Origin of the sequence: Zavarzinella sp., from assembly GCA_041399155.1 — a bacterium.
GTDB lineage: Bacteria > Planctomycetota > Planctomycetia > Gemmatales > Gemmataceae > JAWKTI01.
In genome coordinates, this window is sequence record JAWKTI010000002.1 from 479,018 (window position 1) to 497,782 (window position 18,765).

Annotated in this window: 14 protein-coding genes; 10 read left to right on the plus strand and 4 right to left on the minus strand. The window is 50.0% G+C overall.

All coding sequences use genetic code 11. The features are described 5' to 3' along the window. The first annotated feature begins 199 nt into the window (after nucleotides 1-199). From speY to R3B84_12070, 7 genes are all read left to right on the plus strand, one after another. Nucleotides 200-1,354 (plus strand): deoxyhypusine synthase, encoded by a 1,155-nt coding sequence (gene speY, locus R3B84_12040; protein MEZ6141291.1) that lies wholly within the window; start codon nucleotides 200-202, stop codon nucleotides 1,352-1,354. Between the two features lie 92 nt (nucleotides 1,355-1,446). Then, nucleotides 1,447-2,892: an MFS transporter gene (locus R3B84_12045; GenBank protein MEZ6141292.1), complete on the plus strand. Its 1,446-nt coding sequence runs from the start codon at nucleotides 1,447-1,449 to the stop codon at nucleotides 2,890-2,892. After that, the gene (locus tag R3B84_12050) at nucleotides 2,865-4,373 is read left to right on the plus strand and encodes an NADH:flavin oxidoreductase (protein ID MEZ6141293.1); all 1,509 of its coding nucleotides are present in this window, start codon (nucleotides 2,865-2,867) and stop codon (nucleotides 4,371-4,373) included. Before R3B84_12045 ends, R3B84_12050 begins: the two co-directional genes overlap by 28 nt. Before the next feature lie 53 nt (nucleotides 4,374-4,426). Beyond that, nucleotides 4,427-5,443 (plus strand): KpsF/GutQ family sugar-phosphate isomerase, encoded by a 1,017-nt coding sequence (locus R3B84_12055; GenBank protein ID MEZ6141294.1) that lies wholly within the window; start codon nucleotides 4,427-4,429, stop codon nucleotides 5,441-5,443. After that, nucleotides 5,440-5,976 carry an HAD hydrolase family protein gene (locus tag R3B84_12060; protein MEZ6141295.1) on the plus strand — a complete coding sequence of 179 codons (537 nt, stop codon included), beginning with the start codon at nucleotides 5,440-5,442 and terminating at the stop codon, nucleotides 5,974-5,976. The genes R3B84_12055 and R3B84_12060 overlap by 4 nt, the downstream gene beginning before the upstream one ends. 7 nt (nucleotides 5,977-5,983) lie before the next feature. Next, nucleotides 5,984-9,355, plus strand: coding sequence for a hypothetical protein (locus R3B84_12065; protein ID MEZ6141296.1), 3,372 nt, complete (start codon nucleotides 5,984-5,986; stop codon nucleotides 9,353-9,355). A 17-nt stretch (nucleotides 9,356-9,372) separates the two neighbouring features. Further along, on the plus strand, nucleotides 9,373-10,011 hold the full coding sequence (locus R3B84_12070) for a hypothetical protein (protein MEZ6141297.1): 639 nt from the start codon (nucleotides 9,373-9,375) through the stop codon (nucleotides 10,009-10,011). 4 nt (nucleotides 10,012-10,015) lie between these two features. On the opposite strand, the gene R3B84_12075 is transcribed toward R3B84_12070, so the two are convergent. Then, nucleotides 10,016-10,684 (minus strand): hypothetical protein, encoded by a 669-nt coding sequence (locus tag R3B84_12075; protein MEZ6141298.1) that lies wholly within the window; start codon nucleotides 10,682-10,684, stop codon nucleotides 10,016-10,018. Between the two features lie 35 nt (nucleotides 10,685-10,719). After that, nucleotides 10,720-11,703, minus strand: coding sequence for a quinolinate synthase NadA (nadA, locus tag R3B84_12080; GenBank protein MEZ6141299.1), 984 nt, complete (start codon nucleotides 11,701-11,703; stop codon nucleotides 10,720-10,722). A 331-nt stretch (nucleotides 11,704-12,034) separates the two neighbouring features. On the opposite strand from nadA, the gene R3B84_12085 reads away from it, so the two are divergent. From R3B84_12085 to R3B84_12095, 3 genes are all read left to right on the plus strand, one after another. Then, entirely contained in the window at nucleotides 12,035-12,742 is a 708-nt protein-coding gene (locus R3B84_12085; GenBank protein MEZ6141300.1) for a hypothetical protein, read from the plus strand. A gap of 566 nt (nucleotides 12,743-13,308) precedes the next feature. Continuing rightward, nucleotides 13,309-14,460: an acyltransferase gene (locus R3B84_12090; GenBank protein MEZ6141301.1), complete on the plus strand. Its 1,152-nt coding sequence runs from the start codon at nucleotides 13,309-13,311 to the stop codon at nucleotides 14,458-14,460. 124 nt (nucleotides 14,461-14,584) lie between these two features. Continuing rightward, nucleotides 14,585-15,325: a hypothetical protein gene (locus R3B84_12095; GenBank protein ID MEZ6141302.1), complete on the plus strand. Its 741-nt coding sequence runs from the start codon at nucleotides 14,585-14,587 to the stop codon at nucleotides 15,323-15,325. 10 nt (nucleotides 15,326-15,335) lie between these two features. On the opposite strand, the gene R3B84_12100 is transcribed toward R3B84_12095, so the two are convergent. Further along, nucleotides 15,336-17,666: an AMP-binding protein gene (locus tag R3B84_12100; GenBank protein MEZ6141303.1), complete on the minus strand. Its 2,331-nt coding sequence runs from the start codon at nucleotides 17,664-17,666 to the stop codon at nucleotides 15,336-15,338. Between the two features lie 108 nt (nucleotides 17,667-17,774). Then, nucleotides 17,775-18,758, minus strand: a complete 984-nt coding sequence (locus R3B84_12105; GenBank protein MEZ6141304.1) for an amidohydrolase family protein — start codon at nucleotides 18,756-18,758, stop codon at nucleotides 17,775-17,777. Nucleotides 18,759-18,765: the final 7 nt, after the last annotated feature.

Sequence of the window (18,765 nt, forward strand, 5' to 3'; positions counted from 1 at the left end):
TCTGTTCACTTTCTGAAAGAAATTTCCCAATAATTTCAAATTTTCGCAAACTATTTTAGTGGAACTACGTTTATAGTATACATATGATCTATTTCTATGGGAATGGAGCATCTTTTTATAGTCCTTGTTGTTACTTCACCACCAATACAATGTTGAATTGGCGGTTGGAGTATCACCTAAACAGAGAACGGAAACGAATATGCACCCACACAAAACTGTACACGATCGCCATGGTGCGAGTGCGGACAGTGTCGAATTCATGAAGCAGATCAGTCGTGAAAAGATTGCCCCACCTGGGCTGGCGACGGGCATGCTGGCCGCCGACTTGATTGATCAGGCGTTTTTGTCCTACAACGGTGGGAGAATGCGCGAAGGCTGTCAGTTGTATGCCCAACGGATGCTGCATGACGACTGCACCGTTGGTCTGGCACTCAGTGGTGCTTTAACACCAGCCGGGCTGGGGATTTCCTGTCTGGTGCCCCTGGTGGAAGCAGGCTTCATTGACTGGATTGTTTCAACCGGTGCCAATCTCTACCACGACACCCACTATGCACTGGGCATGGATCTGTACCAGTCGGGTCCGAATCTGCCCGACCTGCAATTGCGTGAAAATCAAATCATCCGCATCTACGACATTATTTTCGATTACGAAAATCTGTTGGGTACGGATCGATTTTATCGCACGCTCTGTCGTGGGGAAGCGTTTCAACAAACTTTCAGTACGGCAGAATTCCACCACCTGGTTGGGAAATATCTTGACGAGCGTGAATCGCAAACAGGTCATCGTCGTCAAAGTTTGCTGGCGGCTGCATATCGTGCAGGAGTGCCGATATTCACCAGCAGCCCGGGTGACAGTTCCATTGGGATGAATCTGGCCGCACTGCAACTCGAAGGCAGCAAGTTACGAATTGACCCACTGCGGGATGTGAACCAGTCTGCAGCGATTGTCTGGAATGCCAAGGCTTCCGGTGGAACGAGTGGCGTTTTCATTCTGGGTGGTGGCTCGCCCAAGAATTTTATGCTCCAGACAGAACCACAGATTCAGGAAGTGCTGGGACTTTCGGAAGCGGGCCACGATTATTTTCTGCAATTTACTGATGCTCGCCCGGATACTGGCGGCCTGAGCGGTGCCACACCATCCGAAGCAATGACCTGGGGCAAAGTTGATCCAGACAAATTACCTGGAACGGTAACTTGTTACGTTGATTCGACGATTGCCTTACCGTTGATTACTGCATACGCACTGACTCGTCGGCAGCCAAGAACGCCGAAAAGATATATTGACAAATTACCCGCACTGATGGATCAGTTAAACGAAGAATATTCCAAAAATTTGGAAAATCGCGCTGACTGATCGACCATTTCAAGTGTCTAACAGAAAGATACCGTACAGGAAGCGGTACCAGTTAATATGTTCAAGTTATTTTCACACCGTAGGACAATTCGATGATTGCCGGTTCGCACGGACCTCGTTTGGCAGTAATGATGTTTGTGCAGTATTTCGCGTTGGGTGCATGGATTGTGCCCCTGGGTACCTTTTTGCGAACTTCTGCCACCAGCGGCGGAATGAGTTTTTCGCCTTCTGAAGTAGCCTGGATTTACAATTCCAGTGCCATTGCCGCACTGATCGCACCTTTGCTGCTGGGGATGCTGGCAGATCACCTGTTTTCGGCACAGAAGTTACTGGCGATCCTCAATCTGGTGGGTGCGGGCCTGGTCTTTTACGCAGGCCAGATTTGCACGCTGCACCAGCCATTGATTGCAGAAGCGGCACTGGTCTCTGCGGAAGCAAAATCATTGGCAGTCAAGGATGCTTTCCAGCCGCTGTTTATTACCATGCTGGCATATTCAATGTGCAACGCCCTGATTCTGCCACTGACGAATATTGTCAGTTATCGTCATCTGGCCAATCCCACGAAATGGTTTGGTCCGGTGCGGATGCTGGGAACGCTGGGCTGGATTGCCGTTTCACTTTCGCTGGATATGTTTGGGAAGCCGTTTTCTCCAGAACCCCTTTACTGGGCAAGTGCAGTATCGTTATTAATGGCAGTCTATGCCTGGACGTTGCCTTCCACCCCACCAGTGGGGCATGGGCGCGGCTTCCGCGAAATAATGGGGATACCCGCACTGAAGTTATTGCGGCTGAATAGTTTTCGTGTGCTCTTGATCACGATTTTTATTCTGGCAGGTGTTCAACAATTTTATGTGTTGTATGCGAACAGTTACCTGAAAGATCTGCATGCGGCCAAGCCCACATCGGTACAGTCACTGGCACAGGTTTCCGAAGTGGTTTGCCTGCTGTTTATGCCACTGATTCTAGGCCGATTCGGTTTCAAGTGGGTGCTGGTTTTTGGCATTGGGTGCTGGGTGGCCCGCAACGCCTTGTTCGCCACGTTATCGCTACCAATTGTCGCCGGATTTGGTCTGCCAATGCACGGGTTGTGCTACGGACTGTTTTTTATTGTCGCGAATCTGTATGTGGATCGCAAAGCCCCCACCCACCTGCGGGCAATGGCACAAGGAATGTTTGCAATTGTATCCAGCGGACTTGGCCAATTATTCGGCGGGATGTTGTCTTCGGCAGTGCTAAGTTCCTTGTCTCACAACGATGTCGTGGCCTGGCGCTGGTTCTGGCTCATACCCGCAATCATGGCCGCAGTAATGCTGATACCGTTCATTCTGTTTTTCAAAGAAGAAACCTATTTTGAAGGCAGTCACGAACGGCAGTCCACGCCACCCGATGATGGGAATAAATTGGCCCCACATTTGCCAGCAACCAGTGATTCGCCAGTAAAATCTGTTGATGAAGGTGTGATCGTTGTGCAGCCTAAAGAGCAGCCATCCATGGTGTCGGAAACGGGTCGGTGCGTGAAAGAGTGCGTGCCCACATAGCAATTTCGTGGTACAACGGAAGTAAAGTTCAACTGAGAGTAATCAGCGTGGCAAAATATTTCAAATACAAGAGTATCGATGATCTATTGGCAGAAAATGCCCGCCTGGGGTTGGATATTGCTTATTCAGACGATCTGGCCCCACTGTTTCAACCAGTTCACGTAGGGCAACGAGTGGTGGGCAATCGATGGTGCATCCACCCGATGGAAGGGTGCGACGGTGAATTGAATGGCCATCCCGGTGAACTGACATTTCGACGCTACAATCGTTTTGGTGGCGGTGGGGCAAAGCTGATCTGGGGCGAAGCGTGTGCTGTGAATATGAACGCACGTGCGAACCCACGCCAGATCGTTTTGAACGAGGATACGAAGCCCAGTTTTCGGGAATTAGTTGTTCAATGCCGACAGGCTCATCGGGATAATGGTGGCACGACAGATGATCTGCTATTCGGAATTCAGTTAACACACTCCGGCAGATACAGCTATCCCCACCCGATTATTGCAACCCACGATCCGTTGCTCGATCCCAGAACCATCGCGGATCGTACGACTGGTAAGGTAGTCGATGCTCAGTACCCACTGATTTCTGATTCTGAGCTTTCCCAACTTGTTGATGACTATGTGCAGGCAGCAAAGCTGGCACGCGAAGTGGGGTTTGATTTTGTCGATGTCAAGCAGTGCCACCGCTATTTGCTGAACGAATTGCTGGGTGCCCGCAATCGGCCTGGCAGGTATGGTGGGTCGCTTGAAAACCGTACCCGGCTTGCCACGGAGATCTTTACGGCGATCCGTGCAGCCGTCCCTGATATCCTGCTGGCAACGCGGATGAATGCCTTTGATGGTATTCCGTTCCACAAATTGCCCGACCAGTCAGGTGGGCCAGTGTCCCACACCACACCAGTGGTCAATGGGTGGGGCATCTCGGAAAACGATCCGCTTGAACCAGACCTGACCGAGGTGCTACAATGGATCGGCACGATGCAGCAGTTAGGTGTGCAACTGGTGAATATCACGTTGGGGAATCCGTATGCCCAGCCCCACTTTGGACGTCCGTTTGAATATCCCCCACCTGATGGCTACGATTCACCAGAACACCCGCTGGTGGGTGTGTCCCGCCACTTTTCGATTACTGCCCAGATTCAAGAACGCTTTCCCACGCTGGCCGTGGTGGGAACGGGGTATAGTTACCTGCAGGAATTCATGCCCATGGTCGGTGCGGCTAATGTCCAGTCGGGAAAGGTAACTTTTGTCGGAGTGGGCCGGGCATCACTCGCACAGCCGGATTGGGTAAAACAGATTCTGGAAAATGGGAAACTGGATCGGAAGCGAATCTGCCGTACATTCAGTTATTGCACGGCAATGATGCGTTCGAAAAACCACCCACTCGGCCAATATCCCGCAGGTTGCCCACCTTTTGATAAAGAAGCATACCATTCGCTCTGGCAAGAAATCCTGGAATTGGGTAAAAGGACCGATTCGTAGGCGATTTGGCTTCAATCATGGGAATGTCGCACCTGCCAGAACCGGAACACACAATGATCGACGTCGATCCGCGGCTGGCGTACGCACGTCAGGTGCTGGAGCACGAGGCGAACAGTATTATGCGGGTGGCTGAGGGGATTGATGTCCAGTTTACCCAGCTTGTCGATCTTCTATGGGATTGCACCACTGCAGACGGTAGAATTGCTGTCACGGGTGTGGGAAAATCTGCCGATATTGCCCAGAAAGTGGTGGGCACGCTGAACTCAACAGGTACGCGGGCATACCTAATTGACATTACAAGGGCTTTGCACGGCGACCTGGGGATGATTCACCCACAGGATTCTGTGCTGATCCTGTCGAAAAGTGGCGACAGCGAAGAGATTGTTAAATTATTGCCTTCATTACGCCGGATTGGCTGCAAACTGGCTGGATTGTGTTCAAACGAGCATAGCACGCTGGCGAAATCGGTCGACCTATGTTACATCTACGGGCCAGTGGAAGAATCCAGCCCTTACCGCCTGGCACCCAGCACCAGCGCACTGGTATCGATGGCACTGGGCCAGGCTTTGGCATTTTGCCTGTGCGAAATGCGAAACTTTTCTGATGAAGATTTCGCCCGCTTTCACCCGGCAGGCAGCCTCGGCTTTCGGCTGGCACCGGTAGAGCAATACATGCGGAAGGGTCGTGATGTCCGGATCGCCAGTGATCAGCAGACGGTTCGTGAAGTCTTTGCAGCCTTGCCCACCACAGGCCGACGGACTGGCGCCGTGATGCTGGTGGATGGATCAGGTCGACTGTCAGGCTTGTTTACCGATAGCGATCTGGCACGGTTATTTGAAAAACGCCTTGATCATCTGCTCGATTCCCCCATCCTGCAGGTAATGACCAGAACACCGATGACAATTACCTGTCGAGAGCGGGTCAGTACCGCCATTACGATGATGCGGTTGCGAAAAATCAGTGAACTTCCCGTGGTGGATGATGAAAATATCCCCCTGGGACTTCTCGATATCACCGATTTGATTGGTTATGATTCGCAGGCCGAGGCGGATGTGGGGACTACATCATGAATAATGCACGGCTGCAACAGATTCAATTATTGATTCTTGATGTCGACGGTGTGTTGACCAATGGGCAGATAGTCTACACATCCACCGGAGAAGAATTAAAATATTTTCATGTTCGCGATGGCACCGCGATCAAAGCGTGGCAGCAAACTGGGCGAAAACTGGCAATTATTTCCGGTCGTAGCAGTCCTGCGGTAACGATCCGTGCAAAAGAACTCGGGATTCAACTGATTTATCAGGGTGTAGCGGATAAAAGTGTTGCACTATCCAGTATTCTGGCAAAAGAATCGTTAGAACCCACCCAGGTGGCTGCAATGGGGGATGATCTCGCCGACATCTGCCTTTTCCTGCAGGTCGGAGTGGGAATCGCCGTTGCAAATGCCTGTGCAGAGCTTCGCCAGCTTGCCTATTTTACCACCAATGCCCACGGTGGGGACGGTGCTGTACGCGAAGCGATAGAATATCTGTTGACACCTTCGGGTGAATGGAAGCGGGTTGTGGCTCGTTTCCATGAATTATCTTCGAGCAAGGAGTAGAGGACTGATGTGGACACCCCGACGGATCATTTATGCCATCCTCGGTTTCGTCGTGTGCATCACCTGCTACGCCGTGTATACGTACTATTTGGGTGCATATAACGGTTTACCCCGCCTGCCGGAAGCATACCACCAGGAAAACGGCATGCAGCCGTTGGTTTCTGCAGAAATGGATCGTTCGATCCTCGAAAATCCATTCATTCAGGCCTTTGGAGTGAATTGTCCGGAAGCACGCCGGACCATTCGCCTCGATTTGCGTGCCTCTAAAAACCTCTTGCTTGCTGCAGACAATTTTACCCCCATCATGGGTGGCCCACGTGATGGGTGGGTCAGTTTATCACCTGTAAGTGTTGCCCACTATGGGAAATCTGTGGGCCCGGAAGGCATTAAAGATATTTCATTATTCATGTGCGACCGCGTTTACGTGCAATTTGATCGTCCCGTGCGTTCCGCCAATGAGATTGAAGGTGCCAACCCACAACGAGTGGAAATGTTTGCGGAACCGGAATCGGAACATTTTCACCCACGCAAAGGAAAAATCTGGATCATCAATAATCGGAAAACCTTTGATCGCTACGACGACATTGAAATGTGGACGAATGGCCCGATTTATTACCTGCCCGAACCGGCAGCAGGTGATCCCCACATCTGGACAAAATCCCGTGTAGAGGTGTTTGATTTTCAGAATACGAAACAGCCACTGCAGGACCGTGACCTGGGCCGTGCGGTGCCCACCGTGGCTGGCAATGGAATGAACCTATATCTGGTAGACGAAAAGCAGAAGAAAGCGAATATCAAAGCCAATCCGAATCAGAAAAGTGCAAGTGGGTTGGAACGCTTAGTTTTATCGTCCAATGTGGAAGTGAACTTATGGACTGATGGTGATGGTGCCTTTGCCAACGGTGGGGAGAACAAGCCGAAAAGCAAACAGGAAAAGAAACCGAGTGATCGCAAGTTAATGGAAATACGCACCAACGGTCCATTGCACTATCACATGCAGAAAGAAACGGCCGAGTTTTTCCGACCACAGGTGGTCAACCCGGGCCTGATCGAACGGGTTACCGTAGCCCGTGCAGGCCGTACCAAGGGATTGGATTTGCTCGATTGCGAATATCTATTGGTGAAATTTGCTCAGGATCAGGCGAAAGCCAAATCGCCTGCAGGTGGGAAAGGCTCCACCAGCAATGAAGCAGGGTCTTCGATTGAATTTATGAAGGCCACCGGCGAAAGTATCACCCTGACCTCTGATTCAGAAGAGTTAGAGGCTTCTGGGGTGGAATTGAATTACCACGCCGAAAAACAACTCACCGTTCTTTATGGCAAAGATGCAGCAGAACCGATGTATGCCCGCAAAGGCACCAATGTCATCCGTGCCCCACTGCTTGAAATGTGGGGAGGTGGCGAAGAACTGCGAGAAGCAATTGCCAATGGGCCAGGCTGGATTGGAATTGGTGAAGTGAACCCTCGCACCGGAAAACATCTCAAAGTAGCAGAATGGTCTGAAAAAATGACCTTCAGCAAAAAAATTGTGGATCAGAAGACTTTTGACGAAGTACGCTTTATCGGCACAAAAAATGGTACCCAGGCCCGCTTTACAGATCTCAGTGAAGAATCCCCTCAGGTGATCACCGCAGATGAATTGAAACTGCTTCTCTGGCCCGATGATCCGAACGCCAAACCGGTCGTCGAATCCGCCAGGAAAAAGGAAAAACAGGCGAAGCCCTATCAAGTTGAAGCGATTGGTGCGGTGCGTGGGATTACTCAGGAAACCATCATTCGCTACACCGAATATCTGAATGTTCGCTTCAAAGATGTCAAAGAGTTGACCGTGCCCAAGAAACAGGAGCACAAGACGTTAAAGCCCAACGATCAGCCCCCACCGACAGGTGGGGACCCGAAACTATTGCCACCCACAGGTAATGGAGAGTTGATTCTACCACCGATCCCAAAAGCGAATGAGCCGAAGGATACCAAACCTGCCAAAAAGCAACCACTGAAGGTGAAAGCAGATAGAATTGATGCATTTGTCAATCGTGATCCGGAAGGGAACCAGGAACTCGATACGGTGATTGCGACTGGCGATGTGACTGTTCAGCAGGACCCCAAAGGCTTGGAAGATCATGGTACATTCATCAGTGGGACCACCGTGAAGTTACGGAACTTCCCCCTTGGGTATTACCTGCATGTCATTTACGCACCTGCAATGGGTGTGGCGGATGCACAGACAGGCACCGTCAAGTTCGACAAACTAACGATGTTTGGCAAAGATATCATCATCGACCAGCGGATCAATGAGTGCCACATTGCAGGCCCTGGGCAAATGAGTATGCTGACTTCGAGTGACATGGAAGGCAAAAAACTGGAAGACCCCAAACTCCTGCATGTGTGGTGGTCGGAACAGATGGATTTCTATGGATCAGAACAACGCGTCGACTACCACGGCAAAGTGAAGGCACTCCAGGAAGACACCCGATTATGGTGCGTCTGGATGCAGGTATTGCTGGATCGGCCGGTATATCTTCGTGAAGTGAGCGAAAAAAAACCTGGTGAGAAAAAGGAAAATCCCAAGATTGAATCAGTCGTATGTACGCACGTTCCAAAGAATCCGGAACCGGGCCATCAACCCGAACCTGCTGATCTGGTAACGATCATTCAAGCTCAGCCGCTGGAAGGCCCGCCTGAAAAGATGATGGCGATACAGGCACCGTTTGTGGAAGTGGAAAATGCTTTGAAACCCGATGATCCCAATGGGCCACGGATGATTGCCCGTGCTGATGCGAACCACCTTGGGATGGTGCGTATTTTTCAGGAAGGGAGCCAGAATAACAACCTGTTGAACGATCCCGGACCTGCGTCTCCGATGCCAAAACAGGAAAAGAAAGAAAAGAAACTGACTCTGGTGCAGTTTGAAAATCAAATGCAGGCGTTTAATCGGCGACAACGGGCAAAGTTTCTGGGCAAAACCAGAGTGCTGCACCTGCCCACGGAGAATCATTTGTTGAATGTCAATCTGCGCGAGCTGGATATTCCTGCAGAATCATTTTTCATGGATTCCCGCGAATCCTTGTACGTGTATACCATTGAGGCAAAACAGAAACTGCCTGATGGGAAAATTGTGGATGTAAAATATCAGGCCATGGAAGCGATCGGTAATGTGAAGTTTCGCAAACAGGGTGAATTCTTCGGGGATGCCCACAAAGTGGATTACAACGAAGAAAAAGGCACCCTGACATTCCACGGTCTGCCCGATAACCCGGTCGTGATCAATAAATTGAAAGGGCAGGGGTTGCCCACAGAACAGATGCGTGGGACCAAGATTGTCTATTTCCTTCGCACCAAAGTTTTTGAAAAACAAGATGGTACTGGCGTTTCTCAGTAACGGAAGAGTCGAGATTCATGCCAACAGAGCCGATTAACCTCATCAATCTCTTTACATTTTATCTGGCGACTGTGTTTGTTATCAACACCTACCGTCGCATCAGACAGTATGGAGATATCTCTCAGATCGTTTTCAGTGCCCCTGGTCGCTGGCCCAATGTACTGAAACAGTTGAAAAAACATGGGGTCATGTTTTTTACCTGGACTACCTTGCGCCCTGCTGCTTTGGCAGTGCTGCTGATGGCAATCCAGATGATCTGTTCCAGGGTTCTCTATCCCAACGCAGTTTTGGCAATTCGTGATATCATTCGTGAATGGTGGATGTGGCCCGCACTGCTGTTGACGGGCGTTGGGATGATTGCGGTCGATCTTTACTTTATCATTCGCGTCGGTGCGTTCGATCGCATGGAAACCTTCCGCTACCTCGATGAAGCGGAGCACTGGCTGACATCGTGGAAAGCTCCACTAGTTTCCGTGGTAACTTTGGGATTCGTCAACCCTCGCAGAATGGTGGATGATGCGGTTCAACTTGCCGTTGCCCAGGGCAGTACCTTGTTACAACGCACGTTATGGTGGGTTTCTTTACAGACAGGATTGCGTGTGGCTTTTGGGCTGAGTTTATGGCTTTCGTGGGCATTATTGCCAATGTCGAAATAAACAATCAGCTTTTTGCTGGTGGTACCAGTTCCAGGCTGTGCCACAAAGATGGGTCGTTATCGTACGGATATTCTTCCGTGGTCCCTGCAAGTTGCGTATCTGTGTGGTGGTTAATTCGCCAGAAAACACCACATGTGGAAAATTCTGCCGGATGATACCCCGATAGTTCGGTGGCAGGTAGAAAAATCTCCCACAGTTGGCTTGATTGTTGGGGCGTGCAATGTAATATCAGGTTTTCCGTGTTCGGCAGTGGGGCATCCACCAATGCTCTGGCGATCCGAAACGCACCCACGCTGGGGGTGTCATCTTCCGGCCCAAAAGGAAAAATATGAAAATGGTGGCAGGTGCGGGTGGCACGGTGGCCAGTGCGATCCCCACGGGTGTCCAGCCAGAGGGAAATTCCAGTCGATGAAGTGGGCTGATCCAGCAGAATGGTTGCCTTTTTGCGATCAAATGCCGGCAACAAAAACGAAAAACCAATGCCATGATCGTTCCAGCCGCAGCGGATTTCAGTGAAATCAGGTCGATCGTCGAGATCGGCAAAGGTATCCAGCAACCCCTCCTTAGGAATTGCCAATTGTGCCCCTTTCCGTCGGCTGGCGGGCATATCAGGCCAATGAATGGCCCGATAGCGAAAATGCACATACATCTGGTAGGGAATGAGCTTCGTCATGAATGGTTCTTTCGTTGCAGAACTGCAAGGGAACGTTAATCACCCTGTGGCTGGCCCGCAATCAGCGTTTTTGCAGAGGGTTTCAACAAACTTCTGGACAATACTTCTTTGGCACGGTCAAACTCCGGCTGCCAGGTAATTTCCGGCGAAAGATCCCGCATGCAGTCCCGCAATTTTTCCAGTGTATTCAATGCCATATGGGGGCAATTGTTGCAGGAACAGGTGATTCCAGGAACGGGCAGATACGTATGTTGTGGGTGCTTCGATTGCAATTGCCAGAGCATATTTGCTTCAGTTGCCACCAAAAACGTTGTGGGGCTGGCGTATTCGCCCACATACCGGATCATTGCTTCAGTCCCACCGATGTAATCGGTGTGCTCCAGCACATTGGCGGGGCATTCAGGGTGGGCAATAGTAATTGCTTCCGGATGTTTTATCTTCATTTTCAGCAGATCCTGCACACTGAAAATCTCATGAACCATGCAGGAACCATCCCACAGGATCATTTTGCGTCCGGTCACTTCCTGCAGATACCGGCCTAAATGCTGGTCCGGTACAAATAAGATTTCATCTTCTTCCGGGATGGCACGCACAATTTCTTCCGCGTTACCGGATGTAACCACCCAATCAGAAAGTGATTTCACTGCTGCTGAACTGTTGATGTAAGTAACCATTTGAAAGCGGCGTCCATTGATCCGCAGCATTTCCTGATATCGTGCCAGCTTGTCGGGTGGGCAACTGTCGACCAGACTGCACCCCGCGTTGAGGTCTGGCAGCAGCACTTTTTTCTCTGGATTGAGCATTTTGGCGGTTTCCGCCATAAACAGCACGCCACAAAACACGATTACGGGCGAATCAACTTTGGTGGCTTCGCGTGCCAGTTTCAAGCTGTCGCCTGTAATGTCTGCCAGTTCCTGAATTTCACCCGCCTGATAATAGTGGGCGAGGATGGTGGCACCAATCTGCTTTTTCAGGTCGTTAATTTCGGCGAAAATATCGCCAGCTACAGAATTGCTCATTATTGTCCTTGTTTTTACGGTGGCGTAGGATCAACCCACACACAATATTGTATGGTAACAGCCAATTGTAGACAATTTTCCACGAAAAGTATCACGCTGTGGTAGGCTTAGAAGCAAAATTCGGTGGCAGCACGCACATTTTAACATTCAAAGCAAAAGTTCTTGCCCTCACCATAAGAATAGGTGCGGACAGGTGGGTGAAAATTACGATCTACAGCATTTAGCGTGCTTGTCGACTGATCTTGACACAATCACCACCACGGTGCACGCTATGGATGGTTGGATGTTGGTTCCAGATTAGTGGAATATTGCCAGATCGGCAGGAGATAAGATGCAGAAACTCTGTGCCTTTGTTATTCTAAGTTCTTTCTTGGCAAGTGGTTACGTTGGTGCACAGGAAAGCTACTCTTCCACAGATACGGCTGGCAGGGAAACCATTCGCTTACCCGCCTCGCTTGAGCAGCTTTCTGCAAAACAGAAGAAGCACATTTACGAAATTCTGCAGTACCCCACTCTGAAGACCCAGGCACCTGCTGAAAAGTTTGTTGCTAACAAAGAAATGTACCAGTGGTTGCTGGACCATCCGGACAAAACTTCCAAAGCATGGCAGAATCTGGGCGTTGCAGCCATTAATATTCAGGCGTTGAATGATGGGCGGTTTGTCTGGAAGGATGAAACAGGCAGCGAAGTGGTGTGGTATCCCATTGCCACCAGCGAACGGGGACGCATCTGGTATGCCACCGGTAAGGTAAAACCTGCAAAATTGATTCCCACGGTGCCCGTGACAGCGGTAGCTTTGCTGACCCATAGCGACGAAAAACGACCAGCAGGTGATGCTACAATCACCCACAAAGTGGAAGTTTTCATGCAGACAGACAGTAAAGTGGCTTCCGTAGTCACCCGAATGATGGGCGACCAGATCCCCACCATGGCCCAGACGGGGTGCGAGCAGATGTTGCTCTTTTTCTCAGGAATCGCCCGCTACACGCACCAGAAACCGGAAAAAATCGACGGATTATTCCAAACCAAGAAGCAGTAAGTGCTGATTATCTCAGTATCAGGTCAATAGATCTAAAGTCCTATCAATAAACAACTTAAACCAGAATCCTGGTGCCCGATTCGTTGCATTCTGGTCGAAAATTGGAAAATTTGTTCATTTTTAATTTTTTCTGAAACAAAATAGCCACTAGATACGTATAATAATTTACACAATGAATAATTGTTTATTAAATTGACAAAATGTGGAGTTATGATGAAGAAGTTATCACAAATGAAGAAGCAATAAGCATCTAGCGTCTACCATCGCCTGAAGGTAGTCGTGGGGTTGTTTAGCAGTGATCAACTGTGGATGGAATGTAGACTGGAAAGCAAAATTACTTGCGATGGCGGATCTTAGCCCGCATCCGGCGTTTCTTTCGACCTACTTTGCGACGTCCGTTACCTCGGCGGCGACCCATAAACCAATACTCCTTCTAACGATTTTAGATTCTATAACGAACCAAATATCTTAACGATGTTTCGGCGATTGGACAAGTATTCTTCCAAGAGATCAACAAAATTCGACATTTAATGGAGGGTTTTCAAGATCAAGATGAGTGATTCTGCATGATTTTGACCACAAAGCAGCGTTTCGACATCGATCCCATCCGTGGGGTTGTTGCCATCAGCCTGGCTGTGCTGCACTTCTATGTCGCTTCGGACCTGTCCGGCCGATTCGACCAGTTATTCGGAAACACTGGTAAGTGGATCGTTTGGAACATCCGATTTGGTGTGGAAAGTTTCTTTGTTCTGGCAGGTTTGCTGCTGGCATATAGTTTACGTCCAGTACCAGGTGCCAGATTATCGATAGGCGGTTACCTGCTGCGTCGATTTGTCCGACTGGTGATCCCACTTTGGATTGCAATCTGGCTGGTTGCTGCAAACCAATGGCTACCCACGCTTCTGGGTATCTCCACACATACGCCCCCTTCGACATTGCGGGAGATATTGATCCACATGACCTTTCTGGACGAGTTGTTTGGCATTCGCAATGCCGCAATCGGCTATTGGTCGATGGTGTCGCTGGAGCAGTTCTACATCCTTTACATTTTATGCTTTTACGTAGTAGGCAAACTAACACAGTTTGCGGGAAAAACCCAACTGTGGGATCATGAACGCTGGATGGCCCACCTGGTGTTGATGGTGGCACTGTCATCGGCAGGTTGGGTGATTTTTCGCTATCAGACCGGAATGCCTGGCCAGGATGCGACCCACCCGGAATTGAATAGTCCCTATGCGGCTCAGTTCAAGGTGACAACTTTTGCAATGTTCCTGTGCCTGGGGATACTGTTGTTTTGGGCTGTTCGTTGTGGATTCGCCCGTATCCACTGTGGGCTGGCATTTGCTGCCGTATTATCGGTTGGCATCTTCGCAGGAAATAATCAGCAACTTGCATGGAAGGCGTGCCTGATGGCGGTCATTCTGATCCCACTGAGTAAAGGGATTCAATTCCCGAAAAATTGGCTGACCCGTGGCCTGGCTTTTGTGGGTAAACGGTCTTACAGCCTTTATTTAATGCACCCAATCATTGGGTATCGCGTACTGCTGGTTGATCGGAAGTTGCACCAGCTTGGCAACTGGGTAGTAGTTTTCGAGCTGATTTTTGCGGTGGCTTGCAGCATTATCGGTGCGTACTTATTTTACCGCTTTGTTGAAGGCAGGTGCCTGCAACTGGCGCAGAAGATTCAGTATCGCCCCCAGCCAGTTTCAGGTACATAGAAAAATCAGAGATCAGGTTTACCCAGATTGTTTTTTCGAAAAATTTTCCCTTCCTTGTGCAAGTTCCGGCAATCGCTGCATTTTTCCTGCGTGAAGATTGTAACTTACATCAGGGAATATGGAAATGAGTGCATTCACACGTAGAGGATTGTTCGCCACCTGTGCAGGTGCAGCTACCGCAGCGTTGACATTGGAAACCAGTGAACTTTTTGCCCAGAATAAGCTGGATTTTGTCCCACTGCAACTGAACCGGCAGGGACAGGGGCAATTGAACCAGCAGGTTACCGCCATGGACCAGCACGAAGATCAGTTGCTGGATGACTTACTGGCCGGGAATCAGAATAATGAAATCCGCGACCTGGGAGATATCAACAACGATCTGACCGGAATTCAACGAAATCCTGGCCTGCAATTAGGTAACCAGCAGAATATTTTCGGGCAGGAAGCACAACAGATTCAGGTGCAGATCAATCTGATGACCAGACAACGAATGTGCCAGCGACGAAATATCTTCGGCTGCGTTCGGATGGTCGACTTTTTTGTGGGGCACTGGTATCCATGCAACGATATTCTGGAAATCGGCACCTGCGAATCGAAAATCTGGAACTATTGCAATCTCCGTCGGCCAAACTTTATGGCAATTGAGTTTTATCTGGAACATCTGCGATATGAAATGATGTCGATGTTTCAGTACCATCGTTGCAATGGTCGATTTCTGGAGCATTCTACCCAGTTGGTAACGATGGTTACCCGCGTTGAGCGGTGCGCCTCTTTTCAAATGGTGACTGAATGCCGTACAGAGATGATGCGACTGAGCATGGCAACCGACATCATGTATCGGAAATATTACCCACAGTGGTGCTGAAAAGTGCGTGTTATCCTGGGCTGCCCGTTGCGGCAATTGCCAATTGTTTGATTGCCTTTAAATCAAGCTTTCCCGTACCCAGCAATGGTAGAGATTCGGTCTCGTAGCAATCGCGTTCGCCGGGAATCCACAGATTTGGCAATCCGCGTTCCTGTAACAGTTTTAATGCATCCTTGATCTGGATGGGAATCGTTTCCAGATAGAGGACAATCAGGCGTTCCCCACGTTTTTCGTCGACAACGGATGATACCGCCAGATAACGTTCGCTGGTGCTGACGCACTGCAATAATTCATCTTCCACACGTTCGATCGGTACCATTTCACCAGCGATCTTGGCAAAGCGGGAAATCCGCCCAGTGATGGTGATAAAACCATCATCATCAATCCTTGCCATGTCGCCGGTTTTATACCAGCCATTCTGAACCACTTTAGCGGTTTGTTCTGGTTGGTGGAGGTAGCCTTTCATCACGTTGGGGCCCTTGACCCACAGCATCCCCTCGGCACCTGGTGGGAGCACTTGATTGGTGTCCTCATCCCGCACCTGTACGGCAACACCTGGGATTGGCTGACCCACACTGCCGTATTTGTACCGCACCTGGCGAATTCCCGCAATTTCTTCGTCGTAGGTGCTGACTGCAACCGCAGGTGTCAATTCGGTCGTGCCATAACCTTCCAGGGGTAGAATGCCGAATTTCTGATGAAACTCTTCTGCAAGCGATGGTGGAAGGCGTTCTGCACCACAGACCAGAAATCGCAAGGTTTTAAAATCGTCTGGCTCGCACCTGCGAATGTAGAATCGCAGGAAAGTGGCAGTGGCAACAAAGCCAGTACAGGCAAATTTTTTGCAAAGTTCGCCAATTTCTTTTGCCTGTCTGGGATCTGGGTACATCACGCACGATGCCCCCACCTGCAGTGGCATCCAAAGCAGAACTGTGTAGCCAAAACTGTGAAAAAATGGCAGCACTCCCAGGAGTCGATCTTTGGGAACTACAGTCAGGTGATCCACGACACCCGCAATATTTCCCGCCAGATTCTGCTGGGTCAGCATCACACCTTTCGGCTCACCAGTCGAACCGCTGGAAAAAATAATCGTGGCAACATCGTCTATGGAATGTTTGCCCATTCCCAATATCCAGCGATCGAGAACCCAGCCTGGCAGGAGAGCCACTTTCAGCATCGTGAACAATTTCTGCCACTTACCAATTTCAGCCAGGGCATCTTCGAGATAAACAATCGTAACCCCTTCGACGTTGAGCGGCATTCTGCTGAGAAATCGCTTGGAAGTGATCACGACATCCATACCGGTTTGACGCACAGACGACTGCAGCGCATCGGCACCTGCGGTGTAATTCAGATTCACGGTGACGCGGTGTAGAAACTGCAACGCAATATTGCCCAACGCACTGCCCGCACTGGTGGGGAGCCACAAGCCCACGTGCTGTTGGGTCCCGATCCTACTTTTCAGCCATTTTGCCATGCAAATGGCACCCACCAATGCCTTTGCGAAGGTAAATTCCCGTGGGCTACCTGCGGAAGCATCCACCCAGGCGGTTCGGCGCAGATTTCTGAATTTGGCAGCCACACGAACAAATCGACGATGGACTGGTAGTAATAGTCGGGACGCTTCAATGGCGGCATCAGCATCCATTGACATAATTACCTGGCGGATTTCTCCTGCAGTGCTGTTGCTGGGCATTGGGGCACCAAAAATCATCCGGACAGGGTAAGGGATGCGTTTGGGAAGTTTCCAAAGCACTTTCCCACGCGAATAGCTGAAAATACTTCCCCATAGCTGGTGCAGGCAAACTGGGATGATGGGAACCTGGTGTTTGGTATCTCGCAGTAGTTTTTCGAAGCCGCGCCGAAAAGGGAGCATTTGCCCACCGCCACGGGTGAGAGCACCTTCCGGAAATAAACAAACTACTTCACCAGCATCGAGTGACTCGACGATTTGTCGCAGTGAACGCACCAATTGCTTGGGCCCACCCTGGCCGTAGATCAAAATGGCATCGGTGGAACGAATGAACCAGCGGAAAACCCGGTGATTCATCCAGCCTGCCCACGCCACAAACCGCACTTTCCGTGGGCATGCCGACCAGATCAGTAACCAGTCGATGAAGGTAACGTGGTTACTCAACAGCAAAACTGGCCCCGTGGTGGGGATATTTTCCTGTCCAGTCGCTTTCAATCGATAGATGGTGCGCAAAAACAGCCAGGAAATTGGTCTCAGGAAGATCAGCGGGTAGAACAGTACCCCAATCAGGTAGAGCACCACGATTCCGGCAATAACACTGCCATCGATCCAGTCGAACTGGCCACTGGTGCTGATATAACCGAACATGGGTCGAGTCCTTTCACTAAGTATGAATCTTTTTTAATGAATATCGCCCACGTTGACGTGGGAATACAGTCACTGCTAACCATTTTCCGAAAAGATAGTCGAAGTGGTTCAAAATTGAAATAGTTTTCTGGCATTACCACCCAGAATCTGGGCAACTTCAGCTTCGGTAACGCTGCCCAGCATTTTTACCAGTCGTTCACGTTCATGTTTGTAACTGACTGCCGTGGCGGTGCTGCTGTATCCCCCACCGTACATCAGGCGGGATGCACCGAACCGTTTCAGGAGAATCTGGACAATTTCATCTGGTTTTCGGTGGGGATAGCTGTTGTTGTTTGGCAGCGATGACAGTTTTACGGTCACATGATCCCACCGCGACCACTTGAGCACTGTTTCGTGTTCTTTGGCCGTGCCTTGAAATGGCCTTCCCAGGTGATCTACCAGCACTGGCACTTTGGGAAATTCCTGAATCAGTGTGGTAAATCCCTCCGCATAACGAGGTTCAAAATGCAGTTGAACTGCCAGGCCAAAATCCGCTGCCAGTTTCCACATTGCTTTTAGTTCCGGTTTGCCAAACGGTGGCAACCGATCGGGGTTGTAAGCATGAATGCGTAAGGCCACCAGTGGCACGCTATTGGCCAGTTTTTTCAGATTTTCCTCATTCTTGGGTCTGCCAGCAAAGAAAAGGCAGGTGCCTTTCAATTTCTCTTTGCCCACCTTCAGGCAATGTTCCAGATAACGGTGGTCATCCTGGTAAGGTTCGGGGTGCACCACGATTGCCCGGTCGATGCCTGCTTCGGTCATTAATTTCAACAAATGTTCCGGAGTGGCGGGTGCTTCTGGTCGATAGGGTGCGTCCGGATGATAAGGAAAGTCTTTGCTGGCCCCACCCGCAAAACAGTGCAAGTGGGTATCAATAATGAATGATTTTTCATCTTTGCCGTGGGCGTTTGCAGTAGCAAATGCCGCACCTGCGATACCAGCAATTGCCTGACGGCGATTGATGCTGCTTTTCAATGGTGGAAAATCCATCGGTACTTCCTCTTCGATGCACCCCACGTTGGGGAGATTTGTGCTGAGTATGATCGACGACACTGAAAAA